Below are 26,766 nucleotides of genomic sequence, written 5' to 3'. Positions count from 1 at the left end.
GTCCGGGAGATTTGCGGTTTAGGCAAAGCTTCCGGGCGAGGGGCAAGACGTTTTTCAGGCTTGACCTGGTCCCTCGGCCGCATGTACTCAACAACGACCGGAAGCGGCAATTATCTTGAATCCTTTAACTAAGCTATTCCTGAATTTGCGCAACAAAAAAGCCCGACAAAAACTGTCAGGCTTAGTTAAGACTATTGATTGGCTTTATCTGAAATTGCTGTAAACGTCATGGCGGCTAAGAAGTCCGCAATCCGTTGCGTAGGTTGCTTGAAGAATTCGGCGGGGGTGCCATCGAATAAGATCTTCCCGTTTTCAACGAATAGAATCTTGTCGGCGACAGCGCGCGCAAATTCCAAGTTATGGGTGACGATGATCATCGAATCTTTTTCTTCAGCGAGTTCCAATAAGACACGCAAGACGCCGGCTTCAAGCTCGGGGTCAAGGGCGCTAGTTGGTTCATCGAGTAAGATAAATTCTGGATTCATCGCTAATGACCGCGCAATGGCGACCCGTTGTTGCTGACCACCAGAGAGTTGGCTGGGATAGGCGTCGGCTTTATCTGCTAAGCCAACTTTGGCGAGTAAATCTAGGGCCGTTTTTTTAGCGTCGGCGTTAGATTGCTTCAAGACTTGAACGGGACCTTCCATCACGTTTTTAACGACTGTCAAATGTGGAAAGAGGTTGTAGCCTTGAAAGACCATCCCAGTTTTGCGACGCAACGTTAAAATCGTTTTGTTGTTGAGTGGCTTGGCAAAATCAATGGCTAAATCGTTGAAATGATATTGGCCAGATTCTGGGCGTTCCAATAAGTTTAATGAGCGTAATAGCGTTGACTTCCCTGAACCAGAAGGGCCAACGATGACAGTTGTTTGATGTTCTTTAAATCCAGTATTGATGTCGATCAACGCTGGATGGTCACCGAACGTTTTATTGACGTGTTCAAATTTAATCAAAGTTGTTCCTCCTAATTAATTGGGCTAATGTAACGCGAGGTCCGTTTTTCAAGGTAACCTTGCAACCAACTTAAAATCGAGCAAAGGACCGCATACAGTGCGGCGACCAACGAATACATCACGAGTGGTTGGTAATTCTCCGCAGCGATTTGTTGGCTCACTTCGAACATTTCAATAATCGTGATCGAAGCGGCTAAAGAAGTATCTTTGACTAAACTAATGAAGCTGTTGGAAAGGGGTGGCAACGAAACCCGTGCGGCTTGTGGCAAAATGATACGCCGTAACACTTGGGGTTTGGTCATCCCAATCGAATAGGCGGCTTCCCATTGACCCTCTGGAATCGACAAAATTGAAGCGCGGATCGTTTCGGCACAGTAGGCACCGGTGTTCAGTGAGAACGTCGCAATCCCAGCTGTCCAAGGATCAAGTTGAATCCCATTGGGCCAAATGCCCTTAACTTTGAGATAGGGCAGGCCAAAGTAAACGATGAATAATTGGACTAGTAACGGGGTACTCCGGAACAACCACACGTAAAAGTAGGCGATTGCCTTCACAATCGAGAACCAGCCGTGGCGTGGGGAAAGCTTGGTCAAAGCCGTTAAAACGGCCAGAATTAACCCGATAATAAATGAAATAATTGCAATTGGAATTGTATATTTAAGTCCGGCTGCGACAATTTGTGGGGTCGCGGTCACGATAATGTGCCAAATGGCTGCCATGAAAATCCTCCTGTAAAGCTAAAATTGTGGCGCTATGTAAAAGTCGCCAGTGATCTGGCGACTCGTTGGGCAGCGACTACTTGTTAGTCACATCTGCACCAAAATATTTCTTGGAAAGTTTCGTTAAGGTGCCATCCTTGCGTAATTCCTGAATGGCCTTGTTAACTTGTTTTTGTAATTTTGTGTGTTTCTTAGTAAAGATTGCGCCGATCTTTTGTGCCGCAATCGCATCACCAGCATCAATCAAACGAATATTGGCGTTAGGTTGTTGCTTCAGATAGGAGTAGAAAGATTCACCGGAATTGATCGTCCCATCAACGCGACCTTGTGAAACCAAGTCGATTGATTGTTGAAAGCCATCGACTGGTGTAATCGTGGCACCGAGACGTTTGGCATCGGCAGCGTTATTACTGGTCGTGGTTTCGGCGACTTTCTTACCCTTGATATCGGTAATCGATTTGATCGACTTGTTGTTCTTTTTAACGGCTAACTTAGACTTCGAATAAATATACGGTGTTGAGAAGAGGTACTTCTGTTTCCGTTCCTTATTTTCAGCCATGTTGTTAATGACCACGTCAAATTTGTTTGTATCTAAGCCAGCCACTAATGAGTTGAACTTGGTTGGCACAAACTTAACTTTGACGCCCATCTTCTTAGCGATATCCCGCGCTAAGTCAACTTCGAAGCCGGTCAATTTGCCATCTTTACGATAACTGTATGGTTTGAAAGTGCCTTCCAAACCAACCGTTAACGTGCCGGATTGTTGTAACCCTAAGTCAGAACCGGCGGCGCTGGATTTGCTCGAACTGCTGTTACCACAAGCAGTTAAGGTCACTGCTAAGGCAATCCCGAAGACCGCGAGACCGAGCTTTTTCATGAATCGTTTCATAAGTCTAAAAACACTCCTTAATTTTTTTGACACTATTTCATCATAGTTGAAAGTGAAACAACTGACAAAAAATAAGTACCGTGTTTTCATTATAGCGAAGGAAGCCGATTCATGGTAGTTATAAACGCTTCGGCGCAATTATTTTTTAGTGACGTCGCCACCGAAATACTTTTTGGAAAGTTTAGTGAGGGTGCCGTCTTGACGAAGTTCCTGGATGGCTTTGGAAACTTGCTTCTGTAACTTAGCGTGCTTTTTCGTGAAAATAGCCCCAATCTTGGAAGTGGCAATTGAACTGCCCGCATCGATTAAGCGGATATCGCTGTGTTTGTTTTGCTTAAAGAAAGCGTAGAAAGCTTCCCGAGAATTGATCGTCCCGGCAACGCGGCCTTGTGAGACTAAGTCAATGGATTGTTGGAACCCGTCCGTTGGGGTCACGGTGGCGCCTAAGCGTTTCGCATCCGCTGCATTGTTGCTGGTCGTTGTTTGCGCAATCTTAGCGCCTTTGATCTCAGTGATTTTTTTAATTGATGAAGACTTCTTAACGGCAAGCTGTGATTTCGAATAAATATACGGCGTCGAGAAGAGGTACTTGTTTTCACGAGCAGGTGTTTCAGCGATATCATTAATCACGACATCATATTTATTCACGTCCAAACCGGCAATCAAGGAATCGAACTTGGTTGGAACGAATTTTGCCTTAACCCCTAATTTCTTAGCCACTGCTTTGCCAAGGTCCACTTCAAAACCAGTCAAGTTACCATTCTCACGATAACTGTAAGGCTTGAACGTGCCTTCGAGGCCAATCGTCAGCGTTCCAGATTTTTGCAAGCCTAAGCTTGAACTGGCGGCACTCGATGCACTGCTGGTTTTGTTTGAAGATTGCCCACAAGCCGTTAAAGTCACTGCCAACGCTACCCCTAAGACTGCTACACCTAATTTTTTAAGCCACTTTTTCATTTTTCGTCCACTCCCATGTCTTAAATTTTGCCAATAAAAAAGCATTCATCCTCAGTAAAAAGGACGAATGCAATCGCGGTACCACCTTTGTTTCTGAACCATTCACATAATTCAGCTCCAGGAGTTAAGTTAACTCCAGTACGGTAACGGGTACTGGGCGTTTACGGCTGACACTTGAGCTCACCGTAACCATTTAGAGACCATCTTCATCGTATTTCCAGATTGCCTTGCACCCGTACTAGCAACTCTCTTAGCTGAAAACTCGGACTACTCATCTCATCCGGACGTTTCATTTATTTAGAGCTAGTTTAGCGCGTAAATTAGCAGCTGTCAAATCGTTTTGCCATAATTAACTCATGATATTGTTATTTTTATCAGTTTTAATTAATTTTTTAAACTAGTCTGAGCTGGTTGTAGCTAGTGGCAAAAAAACGACGCCAGACTTTGCGGTCGGGCGTCGTTGCAGGTAGTTAGAATTGGATTGCGGGCATTAATGCCTTAGCTGGGACCGCTGCAGTACTAGTTTGTAAGATGTTCCCTAGGCGTTTGATCCCGGTCGTAATCGTTTCCGGAGTCAAGCTCGTGAAGTTTAGCCGGAAGGCATTTTTAACTTGGCGACTAGCAAACTGGCAGGAAGCTGGCACATAAGCAACATGGGCTTGTGGTAAGACGACGTCGTTTAAGAGTTGCTTGGCATCAATGCCAGCGGGAAGCGTGACCCAGATGAAGAAACCGCCAGCCGGTCGGGTGTATTGGACGTTTGCCGGCATGTAGCGGTCGAGCGCTTTGAGCATGGCGTCGCGTTTGATCCGATAAGCTTGGTTGATCGTGGCAATGTGGTCGTCAATGTCATGGGTATCCAAGTAGGCATTGATGGCGGCTAATGTAATGTTTGGTGATTGTACGTCGATGGCTGATTTTAGCCCAATCAATTCGTGCATGACGTCATCATCGGCCACGATCCAACCAGTCCGTAAAGCGGGGGAGAGAATCTTCGAGAAACTGGAAATGAAGATGACTCGACCCTCGGTATCGTAGTGTTTGATGGCTGGAATTGCCTTGCCACTGTAACGGAGGTCCCGGTAAGGGCTGTCTTCCAAAATCATGACATCGTATTGATTTGCCAAGGCGACCATGGCTTGCCGACGTTTTGCCGACAAGGTCGTCCCAGTTGGGTTATGAAAATCAGGAACGGTGTAGATTAATTTGATTTCAGGATGAGCTTGTAAGGTTTGACGTAGTTGATTAATGTTCATCCCATGATCATCAACTGGAATTTCGTAATAAGTTGGTTCGTAAGTGTCAAACGCTGCAAGCGCGCCCATGTAAGTTGGGCCTTCAACGACCATTGAATCCCCCCGATTCAATAGTAGTTTTGCTACTAAGTCGATGGCTTGTTGGCCACCTTGCGTTAACATCACGTTGTCAGCGGTCGTCATAACGCCCGCGTGGCTAGCCATTCGTTGGGCTAATTTTTGCCGGAGTGCGGGTAGACCTTGAGTTGATGAATATTGAAAAATAGCTGGGCCATCTTGATCAATGGCGGTCTGGTAAGCGTGTTTTAAGTCGGTGTCTGGGAATAAGGCGACATCTGGAAAGCCACCAGCAAAAGAAATATTAGCTGGATTAGCACTATTTTTGAAAATGTTATCAAGGTCAGAATTATCGTTGTTTAAGACGCGGTTCGCAAATAGATTTTTCATGATGATTCCCCCACTTAATTTTTTCTAACTCGTTATTAATTTATTGATTGTTAGTATGATAAAATGGGAGAGTAATTTAGTAAAGCTCAACTTTTTCAATTATAAATGAAATTCATTCATCTAAGGAGCAAAACACACCATGGCGAATTTTTCATACGAAGTTTTTGCGACGGTCGTGGCCCAGAAAACCTTTTATCAAGCGGCTGCGACCCTGAATGTCACCCCAAGTGCAGTCAGTCATTCTGTTAACCAGTTGGAGAAAGAACTGGGCTTTCCGCTGTTCATCCGCAACCGTTCGGGCGTTGAACTTACCAGTGATGGTCGGCAAGTCTTGCCATATGTGCAAGAAATTTTGAATACCGAAAGTAATCTGCGCCAAGTCGCGGATAATATTCAAGGGCTCCATTCCGGTTCGGTTCGAATCGGGGGATTTAGTAGTGTTTGTATCAATTGGTTACCACGGATTATTCGTCGTTTCAATCACGCTTATCCAGATATCGAGATTTCGGTCGTGCAAGGTGATTTTAATGAAATTACTAAATGGGCCAAGATTGGCACGATTGATATTGGGTTCACGTCGATGCCAGTCAATGATAATTTATTGGTTCATGCGCTCGTCAATGATCCAATTTACTGTGTGACGCCCGCTGGCTTCGTGCCGGAAAATGGGAAATACATGACAACGGATGACGTGGCTGACCAGAATTTTATTTTGCAACAAAGTGACTACGATCGAGATACGAAACTCGCGTTGGATCACTACCATGTTACAAATAACTTCTTGCGGTTCTCAATTGATGACCAGTCGATTATTTCAATGGTTGAGTCTGGCTTAGGAATGGGGATTTTGCCACAATTGGCTTTGAAAAAATTAACTGGGGATGTGAACACGTATCCCTTCGCGGAACCCTACAACCGTGAAATTGCGTTAGTTGCGAACAAAACGCAAGCGACAGCGCCGTCCACCGTGATGATGATTCGTGCCATCAAACAATTTTTGACGGATGAGTATGCGGAGCGGATGCTCTGGAAATAATATTTTGGAGGTGAGACCATGGAAGTAATGACTTTAACGCAAGCTAATGCGGAACAGATCGTACAGTGGCACTATCCCGCTGAATATGCTTTCTACGATACGGATGCTGATCCAGATGATTGTGCAGAATTGTTGTCACCGAGTCGCCGCGCCAACCGATTTTATCAAGTGATTGAGGATAATCATTTGCTAGGATATTTCTGTACAGAAAATACGGCTCAGACTGGCGTCATTGAGATTGGATTGGGGTTAGCTCCCGACTGGACTGGCAAGGGCTATGGCTTAAGCTTTGTTCGGTTGTTGGTTGCTCATGTGATCGAGGTGGAACACCCTCGGAAACTGTTGATGAATGTGGCTCAATTCAATCGACGAGCCCAAAAGGTTTATCAACGATCCGGATTTGAAATTGTGAAGACCTACGAGCAGGTTGATGATATGGGTAAGCGGTATCCGTTTGTTTGGATGGCAAAAACGATTGACTGACAGTGAGCGTCTAAAAGCTGTTTACTTTCCTTTAACTCAAAAACCAGTGATTATCCCAAGCCGGAATGATCACTGGTTTTTACACTTATAGCGTTACAAACTATTTGTGACATTATTTATTGTTTTTAGTTAATGAAATTCTGAATAAGGTTCGCAAGCTTCCAGCTGTCGTACATGCCGGTATGACTAGCACGCCACGTATTTAGAACGGCTTGCTGGTAGTCCTTGACGATTGGACGGTAAATGGTTTGACCAGCGAGGGCACTTTGGATGGGAACCACGCCGTCGCCATTGGATTGACCTTTAGCTTGGCCGGCAATGAGCATCACCCGGATTTTCGTTTTAATGTTGAGCTGCTTGGCGATTAGGCTTTCTAAGCCGTTAGTTTGATTGGCCCGTTTGACTGGCGTGGTCTCATTATTATTAAGTCGAAGACTAGTCCCGTTAAATGGTGTCGCAATAGCGACTAAGTGTTTCGGTTGGGGGGCACCAGTTGGTTCTTCAAGGTAAGTTGTCGCAACTAGCCCGCCAGTTCCATAACTGACCAGATTGAACTGTTTAAATTTCAACGCTTTTTGAGCCTGTTCTAAGCCTTTTTTAAGCCAAACCGCCTGTTGTTTAAGGCTAGCTGTTTTGGTCGGCAGGATCAGTTGTAAGCAGGGCCGAGTATCATAGTCCTTAAATTGACCACTAAAACTGACGTGACCGTGAGTCGTGACTTTGGCATTGAGAATGGATTGACTCCCATTATTACGTTGTAGTCCCGCTGCGAATTGACGGCGTTGCTCAGATGTGGTTTTAGCATCCAATAAAAGTACCGTTGGTAGGCGCGTGGTTGAGCCAACTGTGATTGCCGCAATTGGTTGCTTTGGTCGTCGAACCTGGCGTTGCCAGAGTAGGGCGCCACCAATAACACCAAATAGTGTGAGTAGCCAAGCTGCAGCCACTAAGCCTTGTTTTGTCGTTGTTTTCATCCAGTTCCCGCCATCCTTATCAGTTCGCTACTAAACTTAGCGTAAATGGTCATGAGTTGCAACTGGTTTTCAGTTAGCCAGTGATCAGTCGCTTTAAGACAGCAAAAGACCCAGCCAATGATTTGACTGGGTCTCCTTAAATGCAATCAGTTCAGTGCACCCTTTAGTGCAGAGACTGATGCTTTAAGATTTCGATTGGTACTCAAAAAGCATCACCCCCTTTCGATTTATTGCTTGTAGTCTACGTCGATTGGTCGTCTGGGTCAAATAATTAGTTCGCTCAGGTGCCAAACACGGTATAATAAAGTTCCTTGGCAGGGGCCGAAGTTTAACGACTTCGAGCTTGATTATTTTTCGACGACTTAACTTTTATTGGTTAGGTCGCTTTTTTTGTTTATTTCCACTTTTTTCACTTAAGAATTCCTTAAAATATGCCTATCATAAATGTTATTAAAATGGTAAATTAATAAAGGAACTTTTTTTGGTCACTTATTGGATTGTCAACATTTATAGGGAAGAGGGATTATTCACATGGTCTTTAACTTGGTGGTTAATATTATTGGGATTGTGGTGTTCATCGCGATCGCCTACTTATTCTCCAAGCAAAAGCACGCCATTCATTGGCGTTCAGTTGGTATCATGCTGGTCTTAGAAATCTTATTAGCATGGTTCTTGACAGGTTCACAAGTCGGTGTCGACGCAGTTAAGGCTGCTGCCGATGGATTCACTTGGCTCGTTGATGTCTCATATGATGGGATTGCCTTCGCGTTAGCCAGCTGGGTCAATGTTAAACAAATGGACTTCGTTACAAGTTCATTATTACCAATTTTATTGATTGTGCCATTATTTGATATTTTGACATATATCGGCGTTTTACCATGGATTATCAAATGGGTCGGCCGGGGCTTAGCTTACATTACCGGTCAACCAAAGTTCGAATCATTCTTTGTTGTTGAAATGATGTTTTTAGGTAATACTGAAGCGCTCGCCGTTTCACAATTACAATTAAAACAAATGAATGCCCGGCGTAACTTAACCATCGCGATGATGTCGATGAGTTGTGTCACGGCTTCAATCTTAGGGGCTTATATTCAAATGATGCCCGGTCAATTTATTTTGACCGCGGTCCCAATGAACGTCTTAAATGCGGCGATCATTGCAGCCATTTTGAACCCTGTGGAAGTTTCACCTGAAGAAGATACGATTGCCAAAGTTAGCGGTAGCGCAGCGGTTGAAGAAACCACTGAAACGACCGAAACTAGTGGCTCAGAAGATTTAGCAGATGCACAAGTTAAAGCTGCTAAACCAACTCGCGAACCATTCTTCTCATTCTTGGGCGATTCAATTTTAGGTGCTGGTAAGCTGATCTTGATCATTGCTGCCAACGTTATTGCCTTTGTGGCGTTAGCTAAGTTGATCGATAAGCTGTTAGGCTTGATCAATTCTAACTTGTCACTTGAAAATATCTTTGGGATTATCATGTTCCCATTTGCTTGGTTACTTGGTTTCAACCCACACGATGCGTTCCAAATGGCATCATACATGGGGACCAAGTTAGTGACTAACGAATTTGTTGTCATGGGTGAAGTGACTAGCAAGGTTGATACCTTCGCACCCCATTTCAAAGCCGTCTTGACGGTGTTCTTAACTTCCTTCGCGAACTTCTCAACGGTCGGTATGATCATTGGGGCGTTCAAAGGGATTGTTAACCGTGAAAAGAACGATGTGATTTCACGGAACGTTGGCTACATGTTGTTATCTGGGATTTTAGTTTCCCTCTTATCAGCTGGGGTCGTCGGTTTATTCGTTTGGTAAATCTGATTTAAATTGAAATTATTGAAACGATCTTTTGGCTGATTGGCTGAAAGGTCGTTTTTTCGGTTGTATAGTAGGTGGTTGCTTGCCGCCTGCCGGTTGGAAAAGTTTAGCGCTGGAACGTGGTGGCCCGTTTCCGAGCCAAAGGGCGGTCTCGAAAGCCGCGCTTTGACTAAGCCGTCGGAAAAACACCGCCAGCTAAGTGAGCGTGGGCAGTCAAAATAGCCTAATTAAAAAGTTGTGGTTAGTTTGTGTGTCGCCTGTTTGCGCGTATAGTTAGGATGATTTTAAAAAGACTCGCAATGATTTTAGTGAAGTTAAAATTGTCGTTGATTAACATTGACAGGAGCAAAACTAATGAAAAAAATATTGACGCCAAAAATTAGCGAGATTTTGGAAGCGGAGTTTATGATTCCTTTGAACCTCTCTGCTGATACGTTAGCAAAAAATAGTCATCTTTCGCTTGCAACTGTTCAAGCCATTTTAAATGATCATCAGCCAATTACTCCAGATATCGCTAATAAGTTGGGGCGATTCTTTGGTGTATCTGATCGTTATTTTATGAATTTACAGATAGATATTGATTTTCGTAATACCGCAAGGAAAATTGATGATGATCAAATACGCCGATACCAAAGTTAGAATGCGGTGTTTGTCGGGTACTAATGTTAATTGACCTAACAATCATTATTGCCGTAAGCAGTTATATTTATAACGATAAAAATCATATACGTTGCTAATGTTGTATTTACATGGTATCCAGTTTGTTTTGAGGTCATAAACCGGAATTTCTAGATTGTTAGAACAAGGCATCAGCACTTGTCGTAAATTGGTTGAAAACTTGCTAACTTTTTGCTGAAAACAGTCACGACCATAAACGACGCAAAACAGCTTATTAACAAGGCTTCTCACCAGACAATTATCCAAACCGGAGCATTGATTTTAGCTAGAATTTAAGTTAAAGTTATGAGGTGACGTGAAACATTCAAGTTGTTTCACAACTGTAAGGGTAATGCGACCTTAATTAAGGAGTTCATTCATGAATCCAACTGAATTTAAACAAGCTTTGGCGAAACATGGCATCGAACTTGATGACCATCAAATGGCCCAATTTGCAACTTACTATCAATTGCTAGTTGAGACGAACCGCCAATTTAACTTAACAACGATCACCGACGAGCCGGAAGTGTATTTGAAGCATTTCTATGATTCATTGACCCCGGCTTTTTATGTGGCGGCGTTACGCGACCAACCGTTGACATTATGTGATGTGGGGGCGGGCGCCGGGTTTCCGTCGATTCCGCTTAAGATTGCTTTTCCACAACTGCAAGTTACGATCGTGGATTCGTTAAACAAGCGCATCAACTTTTTGCAAGAGTTGATTTCAGCGCTTGGTCTAACTGGCGTCCAAACTTTCCACGACCGTGCCGAAACGTTTGCTGGTAAAAAGTCACCACATCGTGAAAGCTACGATTTAGTGACTGCCAGAGCGGTCGCCCGTTTATCCGTGTTGAGTGAATTTTGCTTGCCATTGGTTAAAATTGGTGGTCAAATGGTGGCTCTCAAAGCCTCGAATGCACGAACGGAAACGGCTGAAGGGGATTATGCTGTGAAGCAGCTTGGCGGCCAATTGGTCACTGATGAAGCCTTTAAGTTACCTGAAACTGGTGACCCTCGGCACATTATCGTGATCGATAAGAAGCGGCCAACGCCGAAGCGGTATCCCCGCAAACCCGGGACACCAGCAAAGCAGCCGTTAACGGCACCTGAATAAGGTTGGGAGGTAATTAGATGGCATTTTCTTTATTTGGGTCTAATCGTGATAAAGATAAAAATAAAGAGTCACCGGCGGATCACACGCAGCAAATCGTGCGTATCCCGGTGACAGCAATCATTCCGAACCGTTTCCAACCACGTCAGGTGTTTGATGAAGCTGGGATTGACGAATTAGCGGCAACGATTGCGGAACATGGCCTGTTACAACCGATCGTTTTGCGGGAGTACGAGCCGAAAAAATACGAAATTATTGCCGGTGAACGCCGATTTCGTGCCATTACGTCCTTACATTGGGCGGATGCGCCGGCGATCATCCAGAAAATGGATGATGGTGAGACGGCGTCGATGGCGCTCATTGAAAACTTGCAGCGTCAAGATTTGACGGTCATTGAAGAAGCGACTGCTTATCAAGAATTGATGAAGCTCAATTCCTTAACGCAGGCGGCTTTGGCGAAAGAACTCGGTAAGAGCCAGTCCTTTGTCGCCAATAAGTTGCGGCTATTGAAGCTCGCGCAGCCGGTGCAAACCGCGTTGCTCAAACGTCAGATCAGTGAGCGGCATGGACGGGCGTTACTAAATGTCCCAACTGACCAGCAAGCCGCGATTTTAGTCAAAGTGCTGGATCAACAGTTGACGGTCAAAGAGACTGAAAAGTTGGTTCAACAAGCCACTTTGCCGCCTAAACCGAAAAAGAAACGGCCACGCGGGCTATCTGGTGATACCCGCATCGCGGTCAATACGATTAAACAATCAATAAAAATGGTGACCGATGCCGGCCTGCCCGTAAAAACCCATGAGGAACAAACGGCAGACAGCTATCGGATCACGATTGAAATTCCAAAAAATCAACCAAGGAGTGGTCAATAATTATGGGATCCGTAATTGCACTCGCTAACCAAAAAGGTGGCGTTGGCAAGACGACGACTAGTATTAATTTAGGTGCCAGTCTCGTCGCTCAAGGTCAAAAAGTACTATTAATTGATACGGACGCTCAAGGAAATGCCACGAGCGGGTTGGGGATTCAAAAATCAGCGATTGAAAATGAAATTTATGATGTTTTGATCAATGATACCCCGATTAAAGAAACAATTATTCCGACAAGTCACAAAGGGTTAGATATCGTGCCAGCCACGATTCAACTCTCAGGGGCAGAAATCGAATTAACTCCGATGATGGCGCGGGAAACCCGGTTACGGGATGCCATCGATGACGTGCGTGAGGATTACGATTTTATTCTGATCGATTGTCCGCCTTCGCTTGGTCTTTTGACCATCAATGCCTTCACGGCATGTGATTCGATCTTGATTCCTGTGCAGAGTGAATATTATGCGTTGGAAGGCTTGAGCCAATTATTAAATACGATCAAGTTAGTTCAAAAGCATTTTAATAAAGAATTGAAAATTGAAGGGGTCTTGTTAACGATGTATGACGCCAGAACCAATCTGGGTCAACAAGTTAACGAAGAAGTTCGCAAGTATTTCAAGGATGCTGTTTATACCACAATTATTCCACGAAATGTGCGGCTGTCGGAAGCCCCTAGTCATGGTCTGTCAATTATCGATTACGACGCCCGTTCCAAGGGTGCACAAGTCTACTTAGCATTAGCAAAGGAAGTGTTGGCTGCTCATGGCAAGTAAAAAAGATCAAAATAAAGCGTTGGGGCGTGGCATTGGGGCTTTATTTGCCGATGTTGATGAACCAGCCAGTGAAGAAGCCGTTGTGGATTTAGCGTTAACGGATGTGCGCGCGAACCCGTATCAACCACGGCGTAAGTTTGACCAAGTCGCCTTGAAAGAATTGGCCAGCTCAATTGAAAAATCCGGTGTTTTTCAGCCGATTATTGTGCGGCAGCCGGATGCCGAAGTTAAAAAGTATGAAATTATCGCTGGTGAACGGCGTTTTCGGGCTTCAAAGCTCGCTAAACAAACGACGATTCCAGCCATTGTCCGTGATGTGACCGAAGAACAGATGATGGAAGTTGCCGTGTTGGAAAACTTGCAACGCGAAGACTTGACCGCCTTAGAAGAAGCCGAAGCCTACGACTCTTTGATGAAGAAGTTGAAGCTAACTCAAGCCGAAGTTTCCAAGCGCCTCGGCAAGAGTCGGCCGTATATCGCGAACTATTTACGCCTATTGGGTTTACCAACAGCCGTTAAAACGATGATTCAAAAAGGCCAACTGTCAATGGGACAAGCCCGGACACTGCTATCTTTGAAAGATAAAACCAAGTTGGCACCATTAGCCAAACGGGCAGTTAAGGATAACTTGACGGTGCGCCAATTGGAACAAATTGTGGCACGAATCAATGGCGACGCAAAGCAACCAGTGAAGAAAGCTGTCAAGAAGTCACCTTATATTCGGGCGAGCGAAGAACAGTTGCAAGAGAAATTTGGCACCCAAGTGTCGATTTCAGCGAAAGCCAACAAAAAAGATGCCGGCAAGATTGAAATTCCTTATTTATCGAATGACGACCTTAGCCGCATCCTTGAAATTTTAAACATTAATTTAGACTAATTTGAGAAGGAGCGTTGCGCATGTATGATTTAGGTGATATTGTCGAAATGAAGAAAGCGCATCCGTGTGGGGTCAATCGTTGGGAGATTACTCGGATGGGTGCGGACATTAAGATCAAATGTACCGGCTGCGACCACATCGTCATGCTGCCGCGTCGTGAATTCAATAAAAAGATGAAAAAGATTTTGGAAAAGAAAGCCGATCAAGCTTAATTATTTAAAAGGAAGAGTGAATAACCGATATGGCACTTACAGCAGGTATCGTTGGGTTACCAAACGTTGGTAAATCCACATTGTTTAACGCAATTACGAAGGCGGGCGCCGAAATGGCCAATTATCCATTTGCGACGATCGATCCAAACGTTGGGATGGTTGAAGTCCCTGACAAGCGTTTAGACCGGATTCAAGAATTGATTCCCGCTAAAAAAGTCGTGTCAACGACGTTCGAATTTACTGATATTGCCGGGATCGTTAAGGGCGCTAGCAAGGGTGAAGGACTTGGCAACAAGTTCTTGGAAAACATTCGCCAAGTTGACGCAATTGTACACGTTGTCCGGGCCTTTGATGACGACAACATCACCCATGTGACTGGTAAAGTTGACCCTCAAGATGATATCGAAACCATTAATTTGGAATTGGTCTTATCCGACTTGGAAGCTGTCGACAAGCGTTTGGCGAAGGTCCAACGGGCAGCTAAAGGGAGCGATAAGGAAGCTAAAGCTGAATTAGCAGTCTTGGAAAAGATCAAGCCAGCTTTGGAAGCCGGCCAACCAGTACGTTCATTGACATTCAACGAGGATGACCAAGCTATCGTTCGGGGACTTTTCTTACTCACCTCGAAACCAGTCCTTTACGTGGCCAATATTGCGGAAGATGATATGGCGGATCCTGAAAATTCGAAATATTATCAAATCGTTGCCGACTACGCGAAAAAGGAAGGCGCCCAAGCCATTGGGGTCGCTGCTGAAACCGAAGAAGAAATTGCAGAACTCGACGATGCTGATAAAGCCGATTTCTTGGCTGCGGAAGGCGTTGAAGAACCCGGCTTGAATAAGCTTATTCGGGCTTCTTACAAGCTATTAGGGCTTGAAACGTTCTTTACAGCTGGTGGTAAGGAAACCCGTGCCTGGACGTTTAAACGCGGCACTAAGGCACCTCAAGCAGCCGGAATCATTCACTCTGACTTTGAACGTGGGTTCATTCGGGCTGAAGTCATGTCATATGCGGACTTGGATGCGGCTGGTAGTGAAGCCAAGGTTAAGGAAAACGGTAAATTACGACTCGAAGGTAAAGACTACGTCATGCAAGATGGCGATATCGTTGAATTCCGATTCAACGTCTAATTAAAAAAGGGGGAACTGCTCATGAGTGAAGGGCCAAACAAGCCACGCAATGCGCAAGCGGGCGCAAAGCAGATTCAGGCGTCGGAAAAGCCATTACGTGATGATACCGAACTAACGAAGCGTAATGATGAATACATGCGCCAAATGCGTAAGTCATTAAATGCAACAGCTTTATCGGGCGAAAAGAAAAAAGCAGCTCTCGATGAAATGACTGCGACGTTGTTAGCAGAACAACATAAAGGGACGACTGCACGCCAATTGTATGGTACGGTTCAAGAACGGACCCAAGCCATCATCGAAGGTCCCAAGAAATCACCACGGGAACAAGCCCAAGCGAACTATTGGGTCACGTCATTGGATAACGGTTTAATGTTATTCATGATCTTTTGCTTGATGTATGGGGTCATGGGTTTCATTTCCAAGGCCTCACAAAATTCACAAGGCGCCAATGGGATTACCGCAATCTTGCTGACTTCCATCGTCGGTGGTCTTGGGGTCGCTAAGTTATTCGAATATTTAGCACCAGACAAGAATAAGCCTAAGGTGCCAATGTGGCGTAAAATTCTATGGTCAATTTTAGCCGTGGTCGTTTGGATGTTAATCTTTACGACGGCCGCAATGTTGCCATCAGCCTTGAATCCAGCCTTGCCAGCAGCGGCTTACTTAGTCATTGCTGCCATTGTCTTCTTTGCACGGTTATGGCTCAAACGTAAATTTAATATTACTTCTAGCATGTTTTAGTGTTAAAAAAAGAAATCTAGGCTTGAGCTTAGGTTTCTTTTTTACAAGCATATGAAAGATAGTTGGTAATTGCCGCTTCCGGTTGTTGTTGAGTGCATGCGGCCGAGGGACCTGAGCAAGCCTTAGGAACGTCTTGCTCCTCGCCCGGAAGCCTTGCCTAAACCGCAAGTCTCCCGGCCGGTCCGTGGTGTAAGACCGGAAAATCGCCGGTCAAACGCCACCATCACGGCCGATGCCATCAACAACAACCTACAGCTAGTTAACTGTTTTGAATGATTAGTTAAGTGGTTAGATTTAACAATATCAGTCAGAATCGGTATGTTGCGTCAGCAAGGCCGTACTTGGCTTGCACTACTCTTATAGGCTTACGCACACAGCGGGTTCCATCGCTGGCGGAACGGCGTAGCAACTGCCAACCGCTCACGACTGACTGAGCCGATTACAATCAAGTGGTCTAGTTTCTTTAGGAAATGGCTTAAATGAAAAGTCACTGAAAATTCGTCGGATGCCTTGCATTTATCACGATGTTTTGTTACCTTTACAGATAAAATAAAATCATAAGGAGCTAACGTTCTATGTCTAATTGGGAATCAAAGTTTGGAAAAAAAGGTTACACGTTTGACGATGTCCTATTAATTCCAGCTGAAAGTCATGTATTACCGAATGAAGTTGATTTAGGTGTGCAACTCGCCGATAATTTGAAGCTAAATATTCCGATTATCAGTGCCGGGATGGATACCGTTTCCGAATCTGCCATGGGGATCGCAATGGCGAACCAAGGCGGGTTAGCAGTTATTCATAAGAACCTTAGCATTAAAGCCCAAGCTGAAGAAGTCAGCAAGGTCAAAGCTGTTGAAAAAGATGCCGATCATCCACACGCTGCTGTTGACGCGAACAACCATTTGTTAGCTGTCGCTGCCGTTGGGGTCACGAGTGATACCTTTGAACGTGCCGAAGCCCTCTTTGCTGCTGGTGCCGATGCCATTGTCATTGATACCGCGCATGGCCATTCAGCGGGTGTTTTACGGAAAGTTAAAGAAATCCGCGAACACTTCCCTAAGCAAACGTTGATTGCTGGGAACGTTGCAACCGCTGGCGGGACGCGAGCCTTATTCGATGCTGGTGTTGATGTTGTTAAAGTCGGCATTGGCCCTGGTTCAATCTGTACGACTCGGATTGTTGCCGGTGTTGGAGTCCCTCAATTAACCGCTGTTTATGATTCAGCTGAAGTTGCTCGTGAATACGGCAAGCCAATCATCGCCGATGGTGGAATCAAGTATTCGGGTGATATCGTCAAGGCCTTAGCTGCTGGTGGGAACGCCGTTATGCTTGGGAGTATGTTAGCTGGGACGACTGAAGCACCTGGTGAAACGGTCTTTGACGATGGTCGTCAATACAAGTTCTACCGTGGCATGGGTTCAGTTGGCGCAATGTCACAAGCCCATGGCTCATCTGACCGTTACTTCCAAGGTGGCGTTAATGAAGCCAACAAGTTAGTGCCAGAAGGTGTTGAAGGCCGCGTGCCATTTAAGGGGAGTGTCGATGACATTATCTTCCAAATGCTCGGTGGTTTACGCTCTGGGATGGGCTACGTTGGCGCCAAGGATATCCATGCCTTGATCGAAGACGCTCAATTCGTTGAAATTTCTGGTGCTGGGTTAAAGGAATCGCATCCACATGAAATTCAAATCACTAAAAATGCGCCTAACTACTCTGTTAACGGGTAATTAGCTGTTATGAAGGGGACTGCGAAACTAAATTTGTTTCGCAGTCCTTTTTTAGGCCAAATTTGAGACGATTAGACACAGATTTCACTAAGGCGCTCACGTGACTAATCTTCGTAGAATCGACATTGTTTTAAGCACCAAGTAAATTCTTTGCGTTTTCCCTAAAAAAAGCCGTTGACCGCCATTAATGGCGTGCTTTTTGGTAGAATGTAATCAGAATTACTTAAGGAGAAAATTTAATATGAAAATTTTAGTAGTCGACGACGACAAAGAAATTGCCCAATTATTAGAAATTTATATCAAAAACGAAGGCTACGAACCAATTAGTGCTTATAATGGTAAAGAAGCCTTAACAAAATTAAATACGAATCCAGACATTGCTTTGATGATTTTGGACATCATGATGCCTGAAATGGATGGGATCGAAGTCATCAAGGAAGTTCGGAAAGATTCCCAATTGCCAATCTTAGTCTTATCAGCGAAAACTGGCGATATGGACAAGATTCAAGGCTTGATTACAGGGGCCGACGACTATGTTACGAAGCCTTTCAATCCATTAGAAATTATGGCGCGCGTGAAGTCTTTATTACGACGCTCAGAAAACAATGTGACGACCACGGAACCAGATATTTTGGATATCGGACCATTGACCATCAATAAGGATTCACATGAAGTTAAGACGTTGACGGGTAAGGATATCCAGTTGACGGCTTTGGAATTTGGCATCCTTTATTTGTTGGCAAGTCATCCTAACCGAGTCTTTTCCGCAGACGATATTTTTGAACGTGTTTGGCAACAAGAAAGCATTGTTTCCGCTAAGACGGTCATGGTGCATGTGAGTCATTTACGGGATAAAATCGAAGAAGCTACTGATGGCGAAAAAGTGATCCAAACGGTTTGGGGCGTCGGCTATAAGATCGAAGCACGTTAATAGCGAGGTCAGCTTTTGAAATTAACAGGACGCGAAAAAAGTGAATTATTTTTTGAAGGAGTAGTAACCGTTATTTTGCTACTCCTTTTAAACTTGTCGATCGTGGTTTTGATCAACAGTGCGATTGCGCACAACCCAGGACTGCAAAGCGGGATCTTTCAAATTAAACGGTCGATTAAAATTGGGCCGAATAATTACCAGCTGTGGAGTTATGAAAATCTCTTCATTGCGCTAATGGTCGTTGCAGATGGGTTTGTGTTGTATTGGCGCTTAATTCGTCGTTACAAACAGATGCAATTGCGCCATATTATTAGTGAGCTCCATTATATTGCGGCGGGTCATTTTGACCATCGAATCAATTTTAATTTGACCGGGGATACGCAACGGGTTGTCGAAAGTGTCAATGCATTAGTTGATTCAGCCATTCACTCAATGGACGAGGAACGCGAAATTGAGCATTCTAAGGATGCCCTGATCACTAATGTGAGCCACGACATCCGAACGCCACTGACGTCAATTATTGGCTATCTAGGTCTAATTGAGAATCAACAGTACCAGTCCGAAGAAGATTTGGTGAAGTATGCTCACATTGCTTATTTGAAAGCGACCCAGATGAAGTCGCTGGTTGAAGATTTATTCGAGTATACTAAGGTTCGGCAGACGGAAACGCCGCTGGATATCAATCGCTTGAATTTAACCGCGATGCTCGAACAGTTAGCGGCTAGTTTTGAATTGGAAGCGAATAAGAAGCATCTCTCGTTGGAAGTCGAAAGTGGAACTAAGCCGATTTATTTAGAGGCGGACGCTGAAAAATTAGGTCGGGTCTTCAATAATTTGATTACGAACGCCTTTAAATATGGAACGGGTGCTCACAAAGTGATTCTGCAGGCTGAACAACAAGGTGATGAGGTCGTCATCCATGTGACTAATGATGGCCAACGGATTCCGGCCGATTCGTTAGGCATGTTGTTTGAACGTTTTTACCGTGTGGAAGAGTCGCGTTCTAAAGCTACTGGTGGCTCCGGGTTGGGGCTCGCGATTGCGCAAAGTATTGTCCAGCATCATGGCGGCTACATTTACGCGCAGAGTGATGATGCGCTCACTAGCTTTGTGATTCATTTGCCAGTTAAGCATGACCATCCACTGACGAAAAATAAACAAAAAGTTTTAAATTAGCTTGTGTCACGGTTGGTTATTAATTAAACTTAGATTTAGCATTCAGGAAAGGGATAATTGAGAAATGAGAGTTGCGGGAAAGTTAAAGAAAGTTATGATCAGTCTGGTCGCAGCAGTGACGTTTACGACAGCTGGTTTAGGCATTGCGGGGGCCGGTATTACGGCGCAAGCCGCGTCTGCGCCATCAATTTCGGCGAAGGCTGCGATTGCGGTCGATGCGGGAACTGGTCAGATTTTATATGACAAAAATAGTACCAAGCCAATGGCGATTGCGTCAATGACCAAGATGCTGAGTACCTATTTAGTGCTGCAGGCAATTCATCAAGGTAAATTGTCTTGGGACCAAAAGATCAGCGTCAGCAAGGCTGTTGCCAAGATGAGTCAAAATCGGGATTACGCCAATGTGCCATTACTATCAACGAAGACTTATTCTGTGAAGGAATTGTACAACGCTACTGAAATTTATTCAGCGAATGCGGCCATTACCGCGTTGGGAGATGCGGTTGCCGGCACGCCACATAAATTCGTAGAAAAGATGCGTGCGACGGCCAAGTCGTTTGGCATTACCGATGCGACGATCATCAATGCTTCTGGGCTGACGAACAAAGAAGTTGGGAGCGAAATTGGCTACAGCGATGAAGCTGCTTCTGCCGAAAACGAAATGTCAGCGCAAGACGTTGCCACCGTTGCTCAAAAATTATTAGCCAAATATCCAGAAGTATTGGAGACTTCCAGCATCGCGCATGCCTGGTTTGAAAAGGGCACGAGTTCTGCGACTAAGATGGATAACCGGAACTACATGTTGAAAGGCTTAGTCAAGCATTATTCAGCTTTACCTGTTGATGGGCTGAAGACTGGGACCTCAACTAAGGCTGGGAATGCCTTCACTGGGACGGTTAAGTTTAGCAATGGTAATCGGATTATCACGGTTGTTATGCATGCCGGTTCCGCGAACGACAATGGAACGGAGCGTTTCACGCAAACGGCCCAGATCATGTCGTACGTCTACCATAACTTCACGACGACCAATGTGACTAAGAACAACGCCGTTAATGGTGTCAAAACGGTCAATGTGCAAGATGGGAAAGTTTTGACGTCTGGTTTAGTTTCAAATACTGCGACAACGAAAGTTTACTTGCCAACTGGCACGGATGCGTCACAACTCAAAGGGACGGTCAGCTTGAATAAAGCAGCGATGACTGCCGGTAAGTTGCAAGCACCAGTTAAGCATGGTAAAACCGTTGGGACGGCTAGCTTGAAGCTCAATAAGACTGCGGTTAGCGTCGTTGATGGGACTAAGAGCAAGCAAATGACGGTTAATGTCACGCCTAAGAAGTCAATTGAAAAGGCAAATATCTTCGTCCGGATGTGGCGTGGAATTAAGAGCTGGTTCAATTAAATCGTTAAATTTTGAAGCATCTGAGACTACGGTCTTGGGTGCTTTTTTTGCGCAATTAGTAGTTTGTCAGAAAAAGTGACATCAAAAAGAAATATCGGTTTGGGCAATTAATTGTATAATAAGAAAGGGCTTTTATATAAAAATGGAGGCGTCATAGTCATGGGGATAACATTACGGACAGCGACCATGTCAGATTTACCAATTATTGTAGATATTTATAACCAAGTCATTCCCGGCCATCAAGTGACGGCGGATTTGAAGCCAGTAACTGTTGATCAGCGGCGGGATTGGTTTTTAGCCCATTCAGCGGATCATTATCCATTATGGGTCATCGTTAACGGCGATTTGATTGTTGGCTGGTTAAGCTTTTCAGCCTTTTACGGTCGGGCCGCGTATGCGAAAACGGCTGAAATTTCGATCTATTTAGATCGGAGCGTTCAGGGGCAGGGCATTGGGAGCCAAGTTTTAGAAATGGTGCCAACGAAAGTGACTTTAGCAGGGTTAAAAGTGTTACTAGCGTATGTCTTTTCGAGCAATCTCCCAAGTATTAAATTATTTAAGAAATTTGGTTATGACCAGTGGGGTTTTTTGCCAGCTGTCGCTGAATTGGATCAACGACCGAATGATTTGGTGATTCTCGGCAAGCATTTCGACTAAAATGCGTTGATGTAAGCGATATCAAGTGGTGAATAAGCGAACAATCTAACGTTAGAGGTAGGATTGACAGGTGAAACATGTTAAAATTAAACCCGAATGTCTAAACAAATAGACATCAGACAATGTTGCTAGAATTCTTTACTGGTAAGGTACTGGAGGCATTCTTGGTGAAAAAGAACGAGCCAAATTGGTTAGTGGTATTACGGACTGTGATGCCACTTGGGCTTAGCTATATTCCCATTGGTCTTGCTTGTGGGGTTTTATTGCATGCGGCCGGGTTCAACCATTTACTGACGGCGTTAATTTCAGTGATGGTCTTTTCCGGTGGCGCCCAATTTTTGATTGCATCGATGTTGACTATCAATGCACCAATGACAACAATTATTTTGATGATGTTTTTCTTGGAACTACGCTATGCATTACTTGGATCTAGTTTGTCTCGTTATTTAAAGGGACAGCGGTTGCCATTTATCTTATTTTTCGCGTTCTCAATGAACGACGAAAATTATGCCGTGAACTATTTGAAGTTTGCGACGGACAAGCACTGGAAACCGAGTCAGGCAATGTTAGTTGAACACTATTCGTTACTATTTTGGACTGTCAGCAACATTATTGGTAGTCTAATTGGGAGCGCGTTGACCATTAATTTAAGCGTCGTCGATTTTGCGTTAACTGCTCTGTTTATTTATATGGCAATTATGCAAACGAAGAGTCGTTTAACCATTTTAGTCTGTGCTTTATCTGGGGTTTTAACAATCTTCTTCTTGGTATTGATGAAGAGTACGTTAGGGTTAGTTGTGGCAACGTTGTTAGCATCGTTGACTGGCTACTTTATCGAACGCCATTTATTAGCACACAAGCCAGAAAGTCATTTACTGTATAAAGTCCATGATCCAACCGGTCAAACGGCTATGGAAGAGGATACCGACAAGTAGGGCACAGAGAGGTTTTAATTATGCAATCAGTCAGTTCAATGAGTAGTTTGGACCACTTTTGGTTGGTCATCTTTTGTGCCATCGTGGCGTTTATTCCACGTTTTTTTCCACTATTATTCTTTACGAAGCGCAAAATTCCAGAATGGTTCAACGAATGGATGCGATTTGTGCCGGTATCGTTATTCACGGCGCTAGTCGTTAAGAGCGTTTTTATTGATAGCAAATATCAAATTATGACCTCAGGAAATTTAGGGATGATTATTTCAGCAATCATTGTTGGGGTAATTGCCTTTCGAACCCGTTCAATGACGTTATCCGTGGTCATTGGGTTAGTGTCGGTCATGATATTTGTGTTAGTGCTGCATATTTGAAAATTGAAGTTAACGATGGAACTAGCGGATGCTGGTTCTTTTTTTGTAGAGTGGTCAGGCCAACGGGTTGCCACTGAGCATTGCCTAGCTAAAGCCATAATGCGGTTTTGGCATTCTGGCTTTAGCGTAGCAAGCGGAAGTGGCAGTTGGTCTGAGCACGTTTCAGCAATCAAGGTAGCAGGTGTTTTTCCGAGTTGTTGTCTAGCCGGGATAAGCGGAGCCCGCAGTGCCATCGAGCACGTTTCAGCAATCAAGGTAGCATCAGTCCCATCAACCTGATTTCAAAGGAGTTTTAAAATTGACGTGGTTACTCGTAATTTTACCCGGCTTCCTAGCTGGCTTAGTTCAAGGCTTAACTGGCTTTGGCGCAGCCATTATCATGATGATTTTTCTGCCGCAATTACTACCGATTGCGCAAAGTGCTGGTGTGGCTGGCATGATTATGGCGGCTAGTGTGCTAACGATGGTCATTCGTTATCGGCGACATATTCAGTTAAAACGGATTATTATGCCATTTATCATTTATGCCAGTGTGGCGGCTTGGTCAGTTCATCTGGGTAAGGTATTGGATGTACAGTTGCTCAGAATGTTACTCGGTGGGCTATTGATTGGCTTGGCAATCTATTTCACCGTTTCTAAACAAGCGGGGACGCAACGCTACCCATTTTATATTGCTGGCGCGTTCATGATTATTTCCGGCTTCTTTAACGGCCTGTTCGGAATTGGTGGCCCGCTGATGGCACTATATTTCTTATCACTGTCCAAAGAAACTGAAGACTATATTGCAAATTTACAGGCCTTTTTCCTAATCGATGTGATTTATATCACGACCATACGAGTCGCAAATGGTATTTTGACTTCAGCTGATATTCCAATCGTTTTAGTTGGGATGGTGGGGGCAATCCTTGGGACCGCTTTGGCTGGACGGATTTTGCCACATATGAATATGTTGATGGTGCGGCGATGTATCTATGCCTTTATTGGGCTGAGTGGCATTTATTACTTATTTTTTTAACGAAAAAAAGCATCCACGACCAATGAATGGTGGTAGATGCTTTTAGTTGGCTGCGGTAATTGTCCCTAAGCCATATTGATAGAGTAATTCGTCGGTTTTATTTAAATCGAAACGCTGCACTAAGGCAAAGATAACTAAGGCGTCCCATTCGTCTTTAGCATATAGGGGCGCATAGCCAGTGCGTTTTAGCATGGTGTTCATCTCTGGCAATGTTAGTTGAAAGCCCCAACCTAAGGCAATCATTCTTGACCTGCTCGGACGCCGCTTGCCATCAAAGTATTGGTAGCCCGTGGTCGGCGTTAGATTAGCTTGTCGGATCACGGAACTTTTAGTTTGTGCTTTGATGTGCAATAATTCAACCAAATATTCGGCAGGCTCAAAATGGACAAAATTGGCTTCAATATTAGTCATGAACTGATCTGCCCCCTTAGCATGGGTGATTTCATTAAGCAGTTCTTCGGTCTTCTGTTCCACGGTGAGCACCTCGCAAGCTTTTTAATGATTTAAGTGTATCAGAAATCATTGCAACTTGACGGTTAAATGTCGATTAGAAAGTGCATTAGGTGTGTAGATTAGCTCAACCGACCCATTTTGTTTGGCTTGCCCGATTAAGTCACCCGTAACTTTACCATTGGCGGATAATTCGCCATTATCTAAAGTATTGCGGTCATCCGTGTTGATTTCATCTAAATCGGTTCGATTACCGGCTGATTTGATTTTGAAATCATACTGATTGTAATCTTGCTTTGATTTACCGGTATTCTGAAGCGTGATATTAATTGTATAATATTGATTACCAGTTTTTGGCTTACTGAGACCATCATCGAAGTTAGTTGCGGTCTTAACACTGTTAACGGTTAAGTTAAGATGATCGAACTTTGCCGTTTCACCGACTTTAAAAACTTGGGTTGTGGTTCGCGCCGGTTTGGCAGCAGTCTGGGTCGTTTTCTTCGTTGGTTTAGTCGTGGGTGAAAAGAGGCCTGCGACTAAGAAGATTCCAAGGACAATCAAGACCCAGAGCCACCACTTCTGGTACCAGGGTTTCACAGCGACAAAAGTTTTGCCGTTGGCCGTGATGGTTTTCTTTGCCATAGTTGGGCCTACTTTCTGAGGGCTAAGCCGCCAGAAATCATAATTAACAAGCCGCTTAAAATACCAAAGTAACTGACAAAGACAAAGTTTAAAATTCCACAGGCAATAATCAGCCAGCCCATGAGTTTGTGGTTCTTATTAATGAGTGCGGCGAAGACAATCGAGAGTGCTGAAACGGCGATACATGCGCCACCTAGGCCGCCAATGCTACTACTGCCACTGGCGCCTAAAGCACCGCCAATGCCCCCGATTCCCATAGCGATGATTCCAGCCAGCATCCCAAAGATTCCGCCAATAATTCCTAAGACGAGCTCAGCTGTCCGCGATCGGGCAGGGTTACTTTCGGTTTGTTGCACGTACTTTTGACCATTTTCATCGGTAATTGTTTGTTTTGACATTATAGTTCCTCCAAAGTTTTAGTGATAAGTAAGAATTGAAATCTGATTAGAAAGGGCGTTACAATATGCACCCAATTGTCCAAGCGATGCAGTTGCTAACGACGCATCATTACATCCTATTGGGGCCATTAGTAACTGGTCGTGAGTTTCCATTATTGGTCCAGCATCAGCAGGTCGTTTATGTGGCCAAAATTGTTGCTCCCACTGAAGTTAAGGTTATCAGGCAACTAGCAGAGCAGCCGACGCCACTAATGCCCGTAATTTTTCGAATCTTGCAGCAGGATGATTGTTTTGTCAGTATTGAAACGTTAGTCAATGGACCCTCACTCGCTTCAGAGTTAACCGTGCAAGGGCCATTTAGTTCCGAAGTCGTTAAACAAGTTGCCAGCGACCTCATTAAAAGCATGCAGCATTTAGAAAAGTTAGGTATCGTCCATCGTGATATCAAGTTAAGCAATATTATGGTATTTGAAAAACATTATTACTTAATTGATGTCAGTGCGGCACGGCAGCATCAGCGCAATCAGAGTAGTGATACACGTTTGCTCGGGACAAGCGGATTTGCGGCACCAGAAAATTATGGCTTTGCACAAACTGATGTCCGGAGTGATATCTATTCGCTAGGAATTGTGCTTAATTGTTTGTTAACTGGTCAGGTTCCGACCAGTCGACAAGCTTCACAGCGCCAATTAACGACAATTAAATTTTGGCAACCGATCATAGAGAAGATGACCGCGTTGGATCCCCAGCAACGGTACCAAGACACGACGGCCTTGTTGGCAGCAATTTTTCCGGTTACTCAACCAGCAACTCAGCCGCATTTAGTTCGGCGCGGGTTTCAACGTTATTGGCCCAAGTTTCAAAAGGGTCTCTGGTGGTTGTATGCCGGTGGCTGGGTGATGCTATTGTTAGCCAGTCTGACCGAGTCTAATTGGGTTAATCGACTGATCTTTTTAAGCGCAATTTTCATTTTTGCGGGTCTGCCAGTTTTAATGCATTTCTTTAATCGCTGGCTGTATCACCGATTTACCGCAATCAGTTGGGCTAAATATCGCGGTTGGCTGCGCGCCGCCGAAACCGTGATAATTTTGTTACTGATTAGTTATATCGGCCAGTTCATGTGATTCCTCACCTGAGAACAATATCTAGCATAGTTTGTTTGA

The 26,766-nt window shown here is 44.4% G+C and carries 29 protein-coding genes; 20 read left to right on the top strand and 9 right to left on the bottom strand.

Annotated elements, in window-relative coordinates:
* Nucleotides 1-191: 191 nt before the first annotated feature.
* From FFM70_RS07420 to FFM70_RS07400, 5 genes are all read right to left on the bottom strand, one after another.
* A complete protein-coding gene (locus FFM70_RS07420; protein WP_137616218.1) occupies nt 192-953 on the bottom strand; it encodes an amino acid ABC transporter ATP-binding protein in 762 nt (253 codons plus the stop codon).
* An 11-nt stretch (nt 954-964) separates the two neighbouring features.
* Nucleotides 965-1,672: an amino acid ABC transporter permease gene (locus FFM70_RS07415; protein WP_137616217.1), complete on the bottom strand. Its 708-nt coding sequence runs from the start codon at nt 1,670-1,672 to the stop codon at nt 965-967.
* 76 nt (nt 1,673-1,748) lie between these two features.
* The gene (locus FFM70_RS07410; RefSeq protein WP_137616216.1) at nt 1,749-2,561 is read right to left on the bottom strand and encodes a transporter substrate-binding domain-containing protein; all 813 of its coding nucleotides are present in this window, start codon (nt 2,559-2,561) and stop codon (nt 1,749-1,751) included.
* A gap of 138 nt (nt 2,562-2,699) precedes the next feature.
* Complete coding sequence (locus FFM70_RS07405) at nt 2,700-3,518, bottom strand: transporter substrate-binding domain-containing protein (RefSeq protein WP_137616215.1); 819 nt, start codon at nt 3,516-3,518, stop codon at nt 2,700-2,702.
* A gap of 470 nt (nt 3,519-3,988) precedes the next feature.
* Nucleotides 3,989-5,221, bottom strand: a complete 1,233-nt coding sequence (locus FFM70_RS07400; protein ID WP_137616214.1) for an aminotransferase-like domain-containing protein — start codon at nt 5,219-5,221, stop codon at nt 3,989-3,991.
* 139 nt (nt 5,222-5,360) lie between these two features.
* Between FFM70_RS07400 and FFM70_RS07395 the strand changes: the two genes are divergently transcribed.
* A complete protein-coding gene (locus tag FFM70_RS07395) occupies nt 5,361-6,257 on the top strand; it encodes a LysR family transcriptional regulator (protein WP_137616213.1) in 897 nt (298 codons plus the stop codon).
* Nucleotides 6,258-6,275: 18 nt separating this feature from the next.
* Nucleotides 6,276-6,740, top strand: a complete 465-nt coding sequence (locus FFM70_RS07390) for a GNAT family N-acetyltransferase (RefSeq protein WP_137616212.1) — start codon at nt 6,276-6,278, stop codon at nt 6,738-6,740.
* A 125-nt stretch (nt 6,741-6,865) separates the two neighbouring features.
* Here FFM70_RS07390 and FFM70_RS07385 read toward each other — a convergent pair whose 3' ends face one another.
* The gene (locus FFM70_RS07385) at nt 6,866-7,714 is read right to left on the bottom strand and encodes an alpha/beta hydrolase (protein ID WP_137616211.1); all 849 of its coding nucleotides are present in this window, start codon (nt 7,712-7,714) and stop codon (nt 6,866-6,868) included.
* A 531-nt stretch (nt 7,715-8,245) separates the two neighbouring features.
* On the opposite strand from FFM70_RS07385, the gene FFM70_RS07380 reads away from it, so the two are divergent.
* The 17 genes from FFM70_RS07380 to FFM70_RS07300 all read left to right on the top strand — a co-directional run bounded on the left by FFM70_RS07380 (nt 8,246) and on the right by FFM70_RS07300 (nt 24,113).
* On the top strand, nt 8,246-9,529 hold the full coding sequence (locus FFM70_RS07380; protein ID WP_137616210.1) for a NupC/NupG family nucleoside CNT transporter: 1,284 nt from the start codon (nt 8,246-8,248) through the stop codon (nt 9,527-9,529).
* 357 nt (nt 9,530-9,886) lie between these two features.
* Nucleotides 9,887-10,171, top strand: coding sequence for a HigA family addiction module antitoxin (locus FFM70_RS07375; RefSeq protein WP_137616209.1), 285 nt, complete (start codon nt 9,887-9,889; stop codon nt 10,169-10,171).
* A 397-nt stretch (nt 10,172-10,568) separates the two neighbouring features.
* Complete coding sequence (gene rsmG / locus FFM70_RS07370) at nt 10,569-11,303, top strand: 16S rRNA (guanine(527)-N(7))-methyltransferase RsmG (RefSeq protein WP_137616208.1); 735 nt, start codon at nt 10,569-10,571, stop codon at nt 11,301-11,303.
* A gap of 17 nt (nt 11,304-11,320) precedes the next feature.
* Nucleotides 11,321-12,172, top strand: coding sequence for a nucleoid occlusion protein (gene noc / locus FFM70_RS07365; protein ID WP_137616207.1), 852 nt, complete (start codon nt 11,321-11,323; stop codon nt 12,170-12,172).
* A gap of 2 nt (nt 12,173-12,174) precedes the next feature.
* On the top strand, nt 12,175-12,942 hold the full coding sequence (locus tag FFM70_RS07360) for a ParA family protein (RefSeq protein ID WP_137616206.1): 768 nt from the start codon (nt 12,175-12,177) through the stop codon (nt 12,940-12,942).
* Nucleotides 12,932-13,819, top strand: coding sequence for a ParB/RepB/Spo0J family partition protein (locus FFM70_RS07355; RefSeq protein ID WP_137616205.1), 888 nt, complete (start codon nt 12,932-12,934; stop codon nt 13,817-13,819). Before FFM70_RS07360 ends, FFM70_RS07355 begins: the two co-directional genes overlap by 11 nt.
* 20 nt (nt 13,820-13,839) lie before the next feature.
* Entirely contained in the window at nt 13,840-14,031 is a 192-nt protein-coding gene (locus FFM70_RS07350; protein ID WP_137616204.1) for a DUF951 domain-containing protein, read from the top strand.
* A 29-nt stretch (nt 14,032-14,060) separates the two neighbouring features.
* The gene (ychF, locus tag FFM70_RS07345) at nt 14,061-15,161 is read left to right on the top strand and encodes a redox-regulated ATPase YchF (protein WP_137616203.1); all 1,101 of its coding nucleotides are present in this window, start codon (nt 14,061-14,063) and stop codon (nt 15,159-15,161) included.
* A 21-nt stretch (nt 15,162-15,182) separates the two neighbouring features.
* Nucleotides 15,183-15,902: a DUF1129 domain-containing protein gene (locus FFM70_RS07340; RefSeq protein ID WP_137616202.1), complete on the top strand. Its 720-nt coding sequence runs from the start codon at nt 15,183-15,185 to the stop codon at nt 15,900-15,902.
* A 575-nt stretch (nt 15,903-16,477) separates the two neighbouring features.
* Nucleotides 16,478-17,629, top strand: a complete 1,152-nt coding sequence (gene guaB / locus FFM70_RS07335) for an IMP dehydrogenase (protein ID WP_137616201.1) — start codon at nt 16,478-16,480, stop codon at nt 17,627-17,629.
* A gap of 241 nt (nt 17,630-17,870) precedes the next feature.
* The gene (gene croR / locus FFM70_RS07330) at nt 17,871-18,560 is read left to right on the top strand and encodes a response regulator transcription factor CroR (RefSeq protein ID WP_137616200.1); all 690 of its coding nucleotides are present in this window, start codon (nt 17,871-17,873) and stop codon (nt 18,558-18,560) included.
* A gap of 15 nt (nt 18,561-18,575) precedes the next feature.
* Nucleotides 18,576-19,736, top strand: a complete 1,161-nt coding sequence (locus tag FFM70_RS07325; RefSeq protein ID WP_137616199.1) for a sensor histidine kinase — start codon at nt 18,576-18,578, stop codon at nt 19,734-19,736.
* 64 nt (nt 19,737-19,800) lie between these two features.
* On the top strand, nt 19,801-21,135 hold the full coding sequence (locus tag FFM70_RS07320) for a D-alanyl-D-alanine carboxypeptidase family protein (RefSeq protein ID WP_137616198.1): 1,335 nt from the start codon (nt 19,801-19,803) through the stop codon (nt 21,133-21,135).
* A 159-nt stretch (nt 21,136-21,294) separates the two neighbouring features.
* A complete protein-coding gene (locus FFM70_RS07315; protein WP_137616197.1) occupies nt 21,295-21,792 on the top strand; it encodes a GNAT family N-acetyltransferase in 498 nt (165 codons plus the stop codon).
* Between the two features lie 122 nt (nt 21,793-21,914).
* Entirely contained in the window at nt 21,915-22,727 is an 813-nt protein-coding gene (locus tag FFM70_RS07310) for an AzlC family ABC transporter permease (RefSeq protein WP_137616196.1), read from the top strand.
* Between the two features lie 20 nt (nt 22,728-22,747).
* Complete coding sequence (locus FFM70_RS07305) at nt 22,748-23,098, top strand: AzlD domain-containing protein (RefSeq protein ID WP_137616195.1); 351 nt, start codon at nt 22,748-22,750, stop codon at nt 23,096-23,098.
* Between the two features lie 298 nt (nt 23,099-23,396).
* Nucleotides 23,397-24,113, top strand: a complete 717-nt coding sequence (locus FFM70_RS07300) for a sulfite exporter TauE/SafE family protein (protein WP_137616194.1) — start codon at nt 23,397-23,399, stop codon at nt 24,111-24,113.
* A 42-nt stretch (nt 24,114-24,155) separates the two neighbouring features.
* On the opposite strand, the gene FFM70_RS07295 is transcribed toward FFM70_RS07300, so the two are convergent.
* The 3 genes from FFM70_RS07295 to FFM70_RS07285 are packed head-to-tail and all read right to left on the bottom strand — an operon-like array spanning nt 24,156 to nt 25,603.
* Nucleotides 24,156-24,587, bottom strand: coding sequence for a hypothetical protein (locus FFM70_RS07295; RefSeq protein WP_137616193.1), 432 nt, complete (start codon nt 24,585-24,587; stop codon nt 24,156-24,158).
* A gap of 45 nt (nt 24,588-24,632) precedes the next feature.
* On the bottom strand, nt 24,633-25,205 hold the full coding sequence (locus FFM70_RS07290; protein WP_137616192.1) for a DUF4352 domain-containing protein: 573 nt from the start codon (nt 25,203-25,205) through the stop codon (nt 24,633-24,635).
* An 8-nt stretch (nt 25,206-25,213) separates the two neighbouring features.
* Complete coding sequence (locus FFM70_RS07285; protein WP_137616191.1) at nt 25,214-25,603, bottom strand: DUF4064 domain-containing protein; 390 nt, start codon at nt 25,601-25,603, stop codon at nt 25,214-25,216.
* A gap of 65 nt (nt 25,604-25,668) precedes the next feature.
* Here FFM70_RS07285 and FFM70_RS07280 point away from each other — a divergent pair, with 65 nt between their 5' ends.
* On the top strand, nt 25,669-26,727 hold the full coding sequence (locus tag FFM70_RS07280; protein WP_137616190.1) for a serine/threonine-protein kinase: 1,059 nt from the start codon (nt 25,669-25,671) through the stop codon (nt 26,725-26,727).
* The last annotated feature ends 39 nt before the right edge of the window (nt 26,728-26,766 follow it).

The organism is Lactiplantibacillus nangangensis (assembly GCF_005405065.1).
Lineage (GTDB): Bacteria > Bacillota > Bacilli > Lactobacillales > Lactobacillaceae > Lactiplantibacillus > Lactiplantibacillus nangangensis.
This window is presented reverse-complemented; position numbering and strand designations above follow the sequence as displayed.

Excerpts from the sequence above, each read along its gene's own strand:
- FFM70_RS07305 (WP_137616195.1), top strand. The coding sequence starts at position 22,748 with ATGCAATCAGTCAGTTCAATGAGTAGTTTGGACCACTTTTGGTTGGTC.
- FFM70_RS07290 (WP_137616192.1), bottom strand. The coding sequence starts at position 25,205 with ATGGCAAAGAAAACCATCACGGCCAACGGCAAAACTTTTGTCGCTGTG.
- rsmG (WP_137616208.1), top strand. The coding sequence starts at position 10,569 with ATGAATCCAACTGAATTTAAACAAGCTTTGGCGAAACATGGCATCGAA.
- FFM70_RS07410 (WP_137616216.1), bottom strand. The coding sequence starts at position 2,561 with ATGAAACGATTCATGAAAAAGCTCGGTCTCGCGGTCTTCGGGATTGCC.
- guaB (WP_137616201.1), top strand. The coding sequence starts at position 16,478 with ATGTCTAATTGGGAATCAAAGTTTGGAAAAAAAGGTTACACGTTTGAC.
- FFM70_RS07395 (WP_137616213.1), top strand. The coding sequence starts at position 5,361 with ATGGCGAATTTTTCATACGAAGTTTTTGCGACGGTCGTGGCCCAGAAA.
- FFM70_RS07315 (WP_137616197.1), top strand. The coding sequence starts at position 21,295 with ATGGGGATAACATTACGGACAGCGACCATGTCAGATTTACCAATTATT.
- noc (WP_137616207.1), top strand. The coding sequence starts at position 11,321 with ATGGCATTTTCTTTATTTGGGTCTAATCGTGATAAAGATAAAAATAAA.
- FFM70_RS07355 (WP_137616205.1), top strand. The coding sequence starts at position 12,932 with ATGGCAAGTAAAAAAGATCAAAATAAAGCGTTGGGGCGTGGCATTGGG.
- FFM70_RS07280 (WP_137616190.1), top strand. The coding sequence starts at position 25,669 with ATGCACCCAATTGTCCAAGCGATGCAGTTGCTAACGACGCATCATTAC.
- FFM70_RS07405 (WP_137616215.1), bottom strand. The coding sequence starts at position 3,518 with ATGAAAAAGTGGCTTAAAAAATTAGGTGTAGCAGTCTTAGGGGTAGCG.
- FFM70_RS07285 (WP_137616191.1), bottom strand. The coding sequence starts at position 25,603 with ATGTCAAAACAAACAATTACCGATGAAAATGGTCAAAAGTACGTGCAA.
- FFM70_RS07310 (WP_137616196.1), top strand. The coding sequence starts at position 21,915 with ATGTTGCTAGAATTCTTTACTGGTAAGGTACTGGAGGCATTCTTGGTG.
- FFM70_RS07380 (WP_137616210.1), top strand. The coding sequence starts at position 8,246 with ATGGTCTTTAACTTGGTGGTTAATATTATTGGGATTGTGGTGTTCATC.
- FFM70_RS07390 (WP_137616212.1), top strand. The coding sequence starts at position 6,276 with ATGGAAGTAATGACTTTAACGCAAGCTAATGCGGAACAGATCGTACAG.
- FFM70_RS07350 (WP_137616204.1), top strand. The coding sequence starts at position 13,840 with ATGTATGATTTAGGTGATATTGTCGAAATGAAGAAAGCGCATCCGTGT.
- FFM70_RS07360 (WP_137616206.1), top strand. The coding sequence starts at position 12,175 with ATGGGATCCGTAATTGCACTCGCTAACCAAAAAGGTGGCGTTGGCAAG.
- ychF (WP_137616203.1), top strand. The coding sequence starts at position 14,061 with ATGGCACTTACAGCAGGTATCGTTGGGTTACCAAACGTTGGTAAATCC.
- FFM70_RS07415 (WP_137616217.1), bottom strand. The coding sequence starts at position 1,672 with ATGGCAGCCATTTGGCACATTATCGTGACCGCGACCCCACAAATTGTC.
- FFM70_RS07400 (WP_137616214.1), bottom strand. The coding sequence starts at position 5,221 with ATGAAAAATCTATTTGCGAACCGCGTCTTAAACAACGATAATTCTGAC.
- FFM70_RS07385 (WP_137616211.1), bottom strand. The coding sequence starts at position 7,714 with ATGAAAACAACGACAAAACAAGGCTTAGTGGCTGCAGCTTGGCTACTC.
- FFM70_RS07340 (WP_137616202.1), top strand. The coding sequence starts at position 15,183 with ATGAGTGAAGGGCCAAACAAGCCACGCAATGCGCAAGCGGGCGCAAAG.
- croR (WP_137616200.1), top strand. The coding sequence starts at position 17,871 with ATGAAAATTTTAGTAGTCGACGACGACAAAGAAATTGCCCAATTATTA.
- FFM70_RS07375 (WP_137616209.1), top strand. The coding sequence starts at position 9,887 with ATGAAAAAAATATTGACGCCAAAAATTAGCGAGATTTTGGAAGCGGAG.
- FFM70_RS07320 (WP_137616198.1), top strand. The coding sequence starts at position 19,801 with ATGAGAGTTGCGGGAAAGTTAAAGAAAGTTATGATCAGTCTGGTCGCA.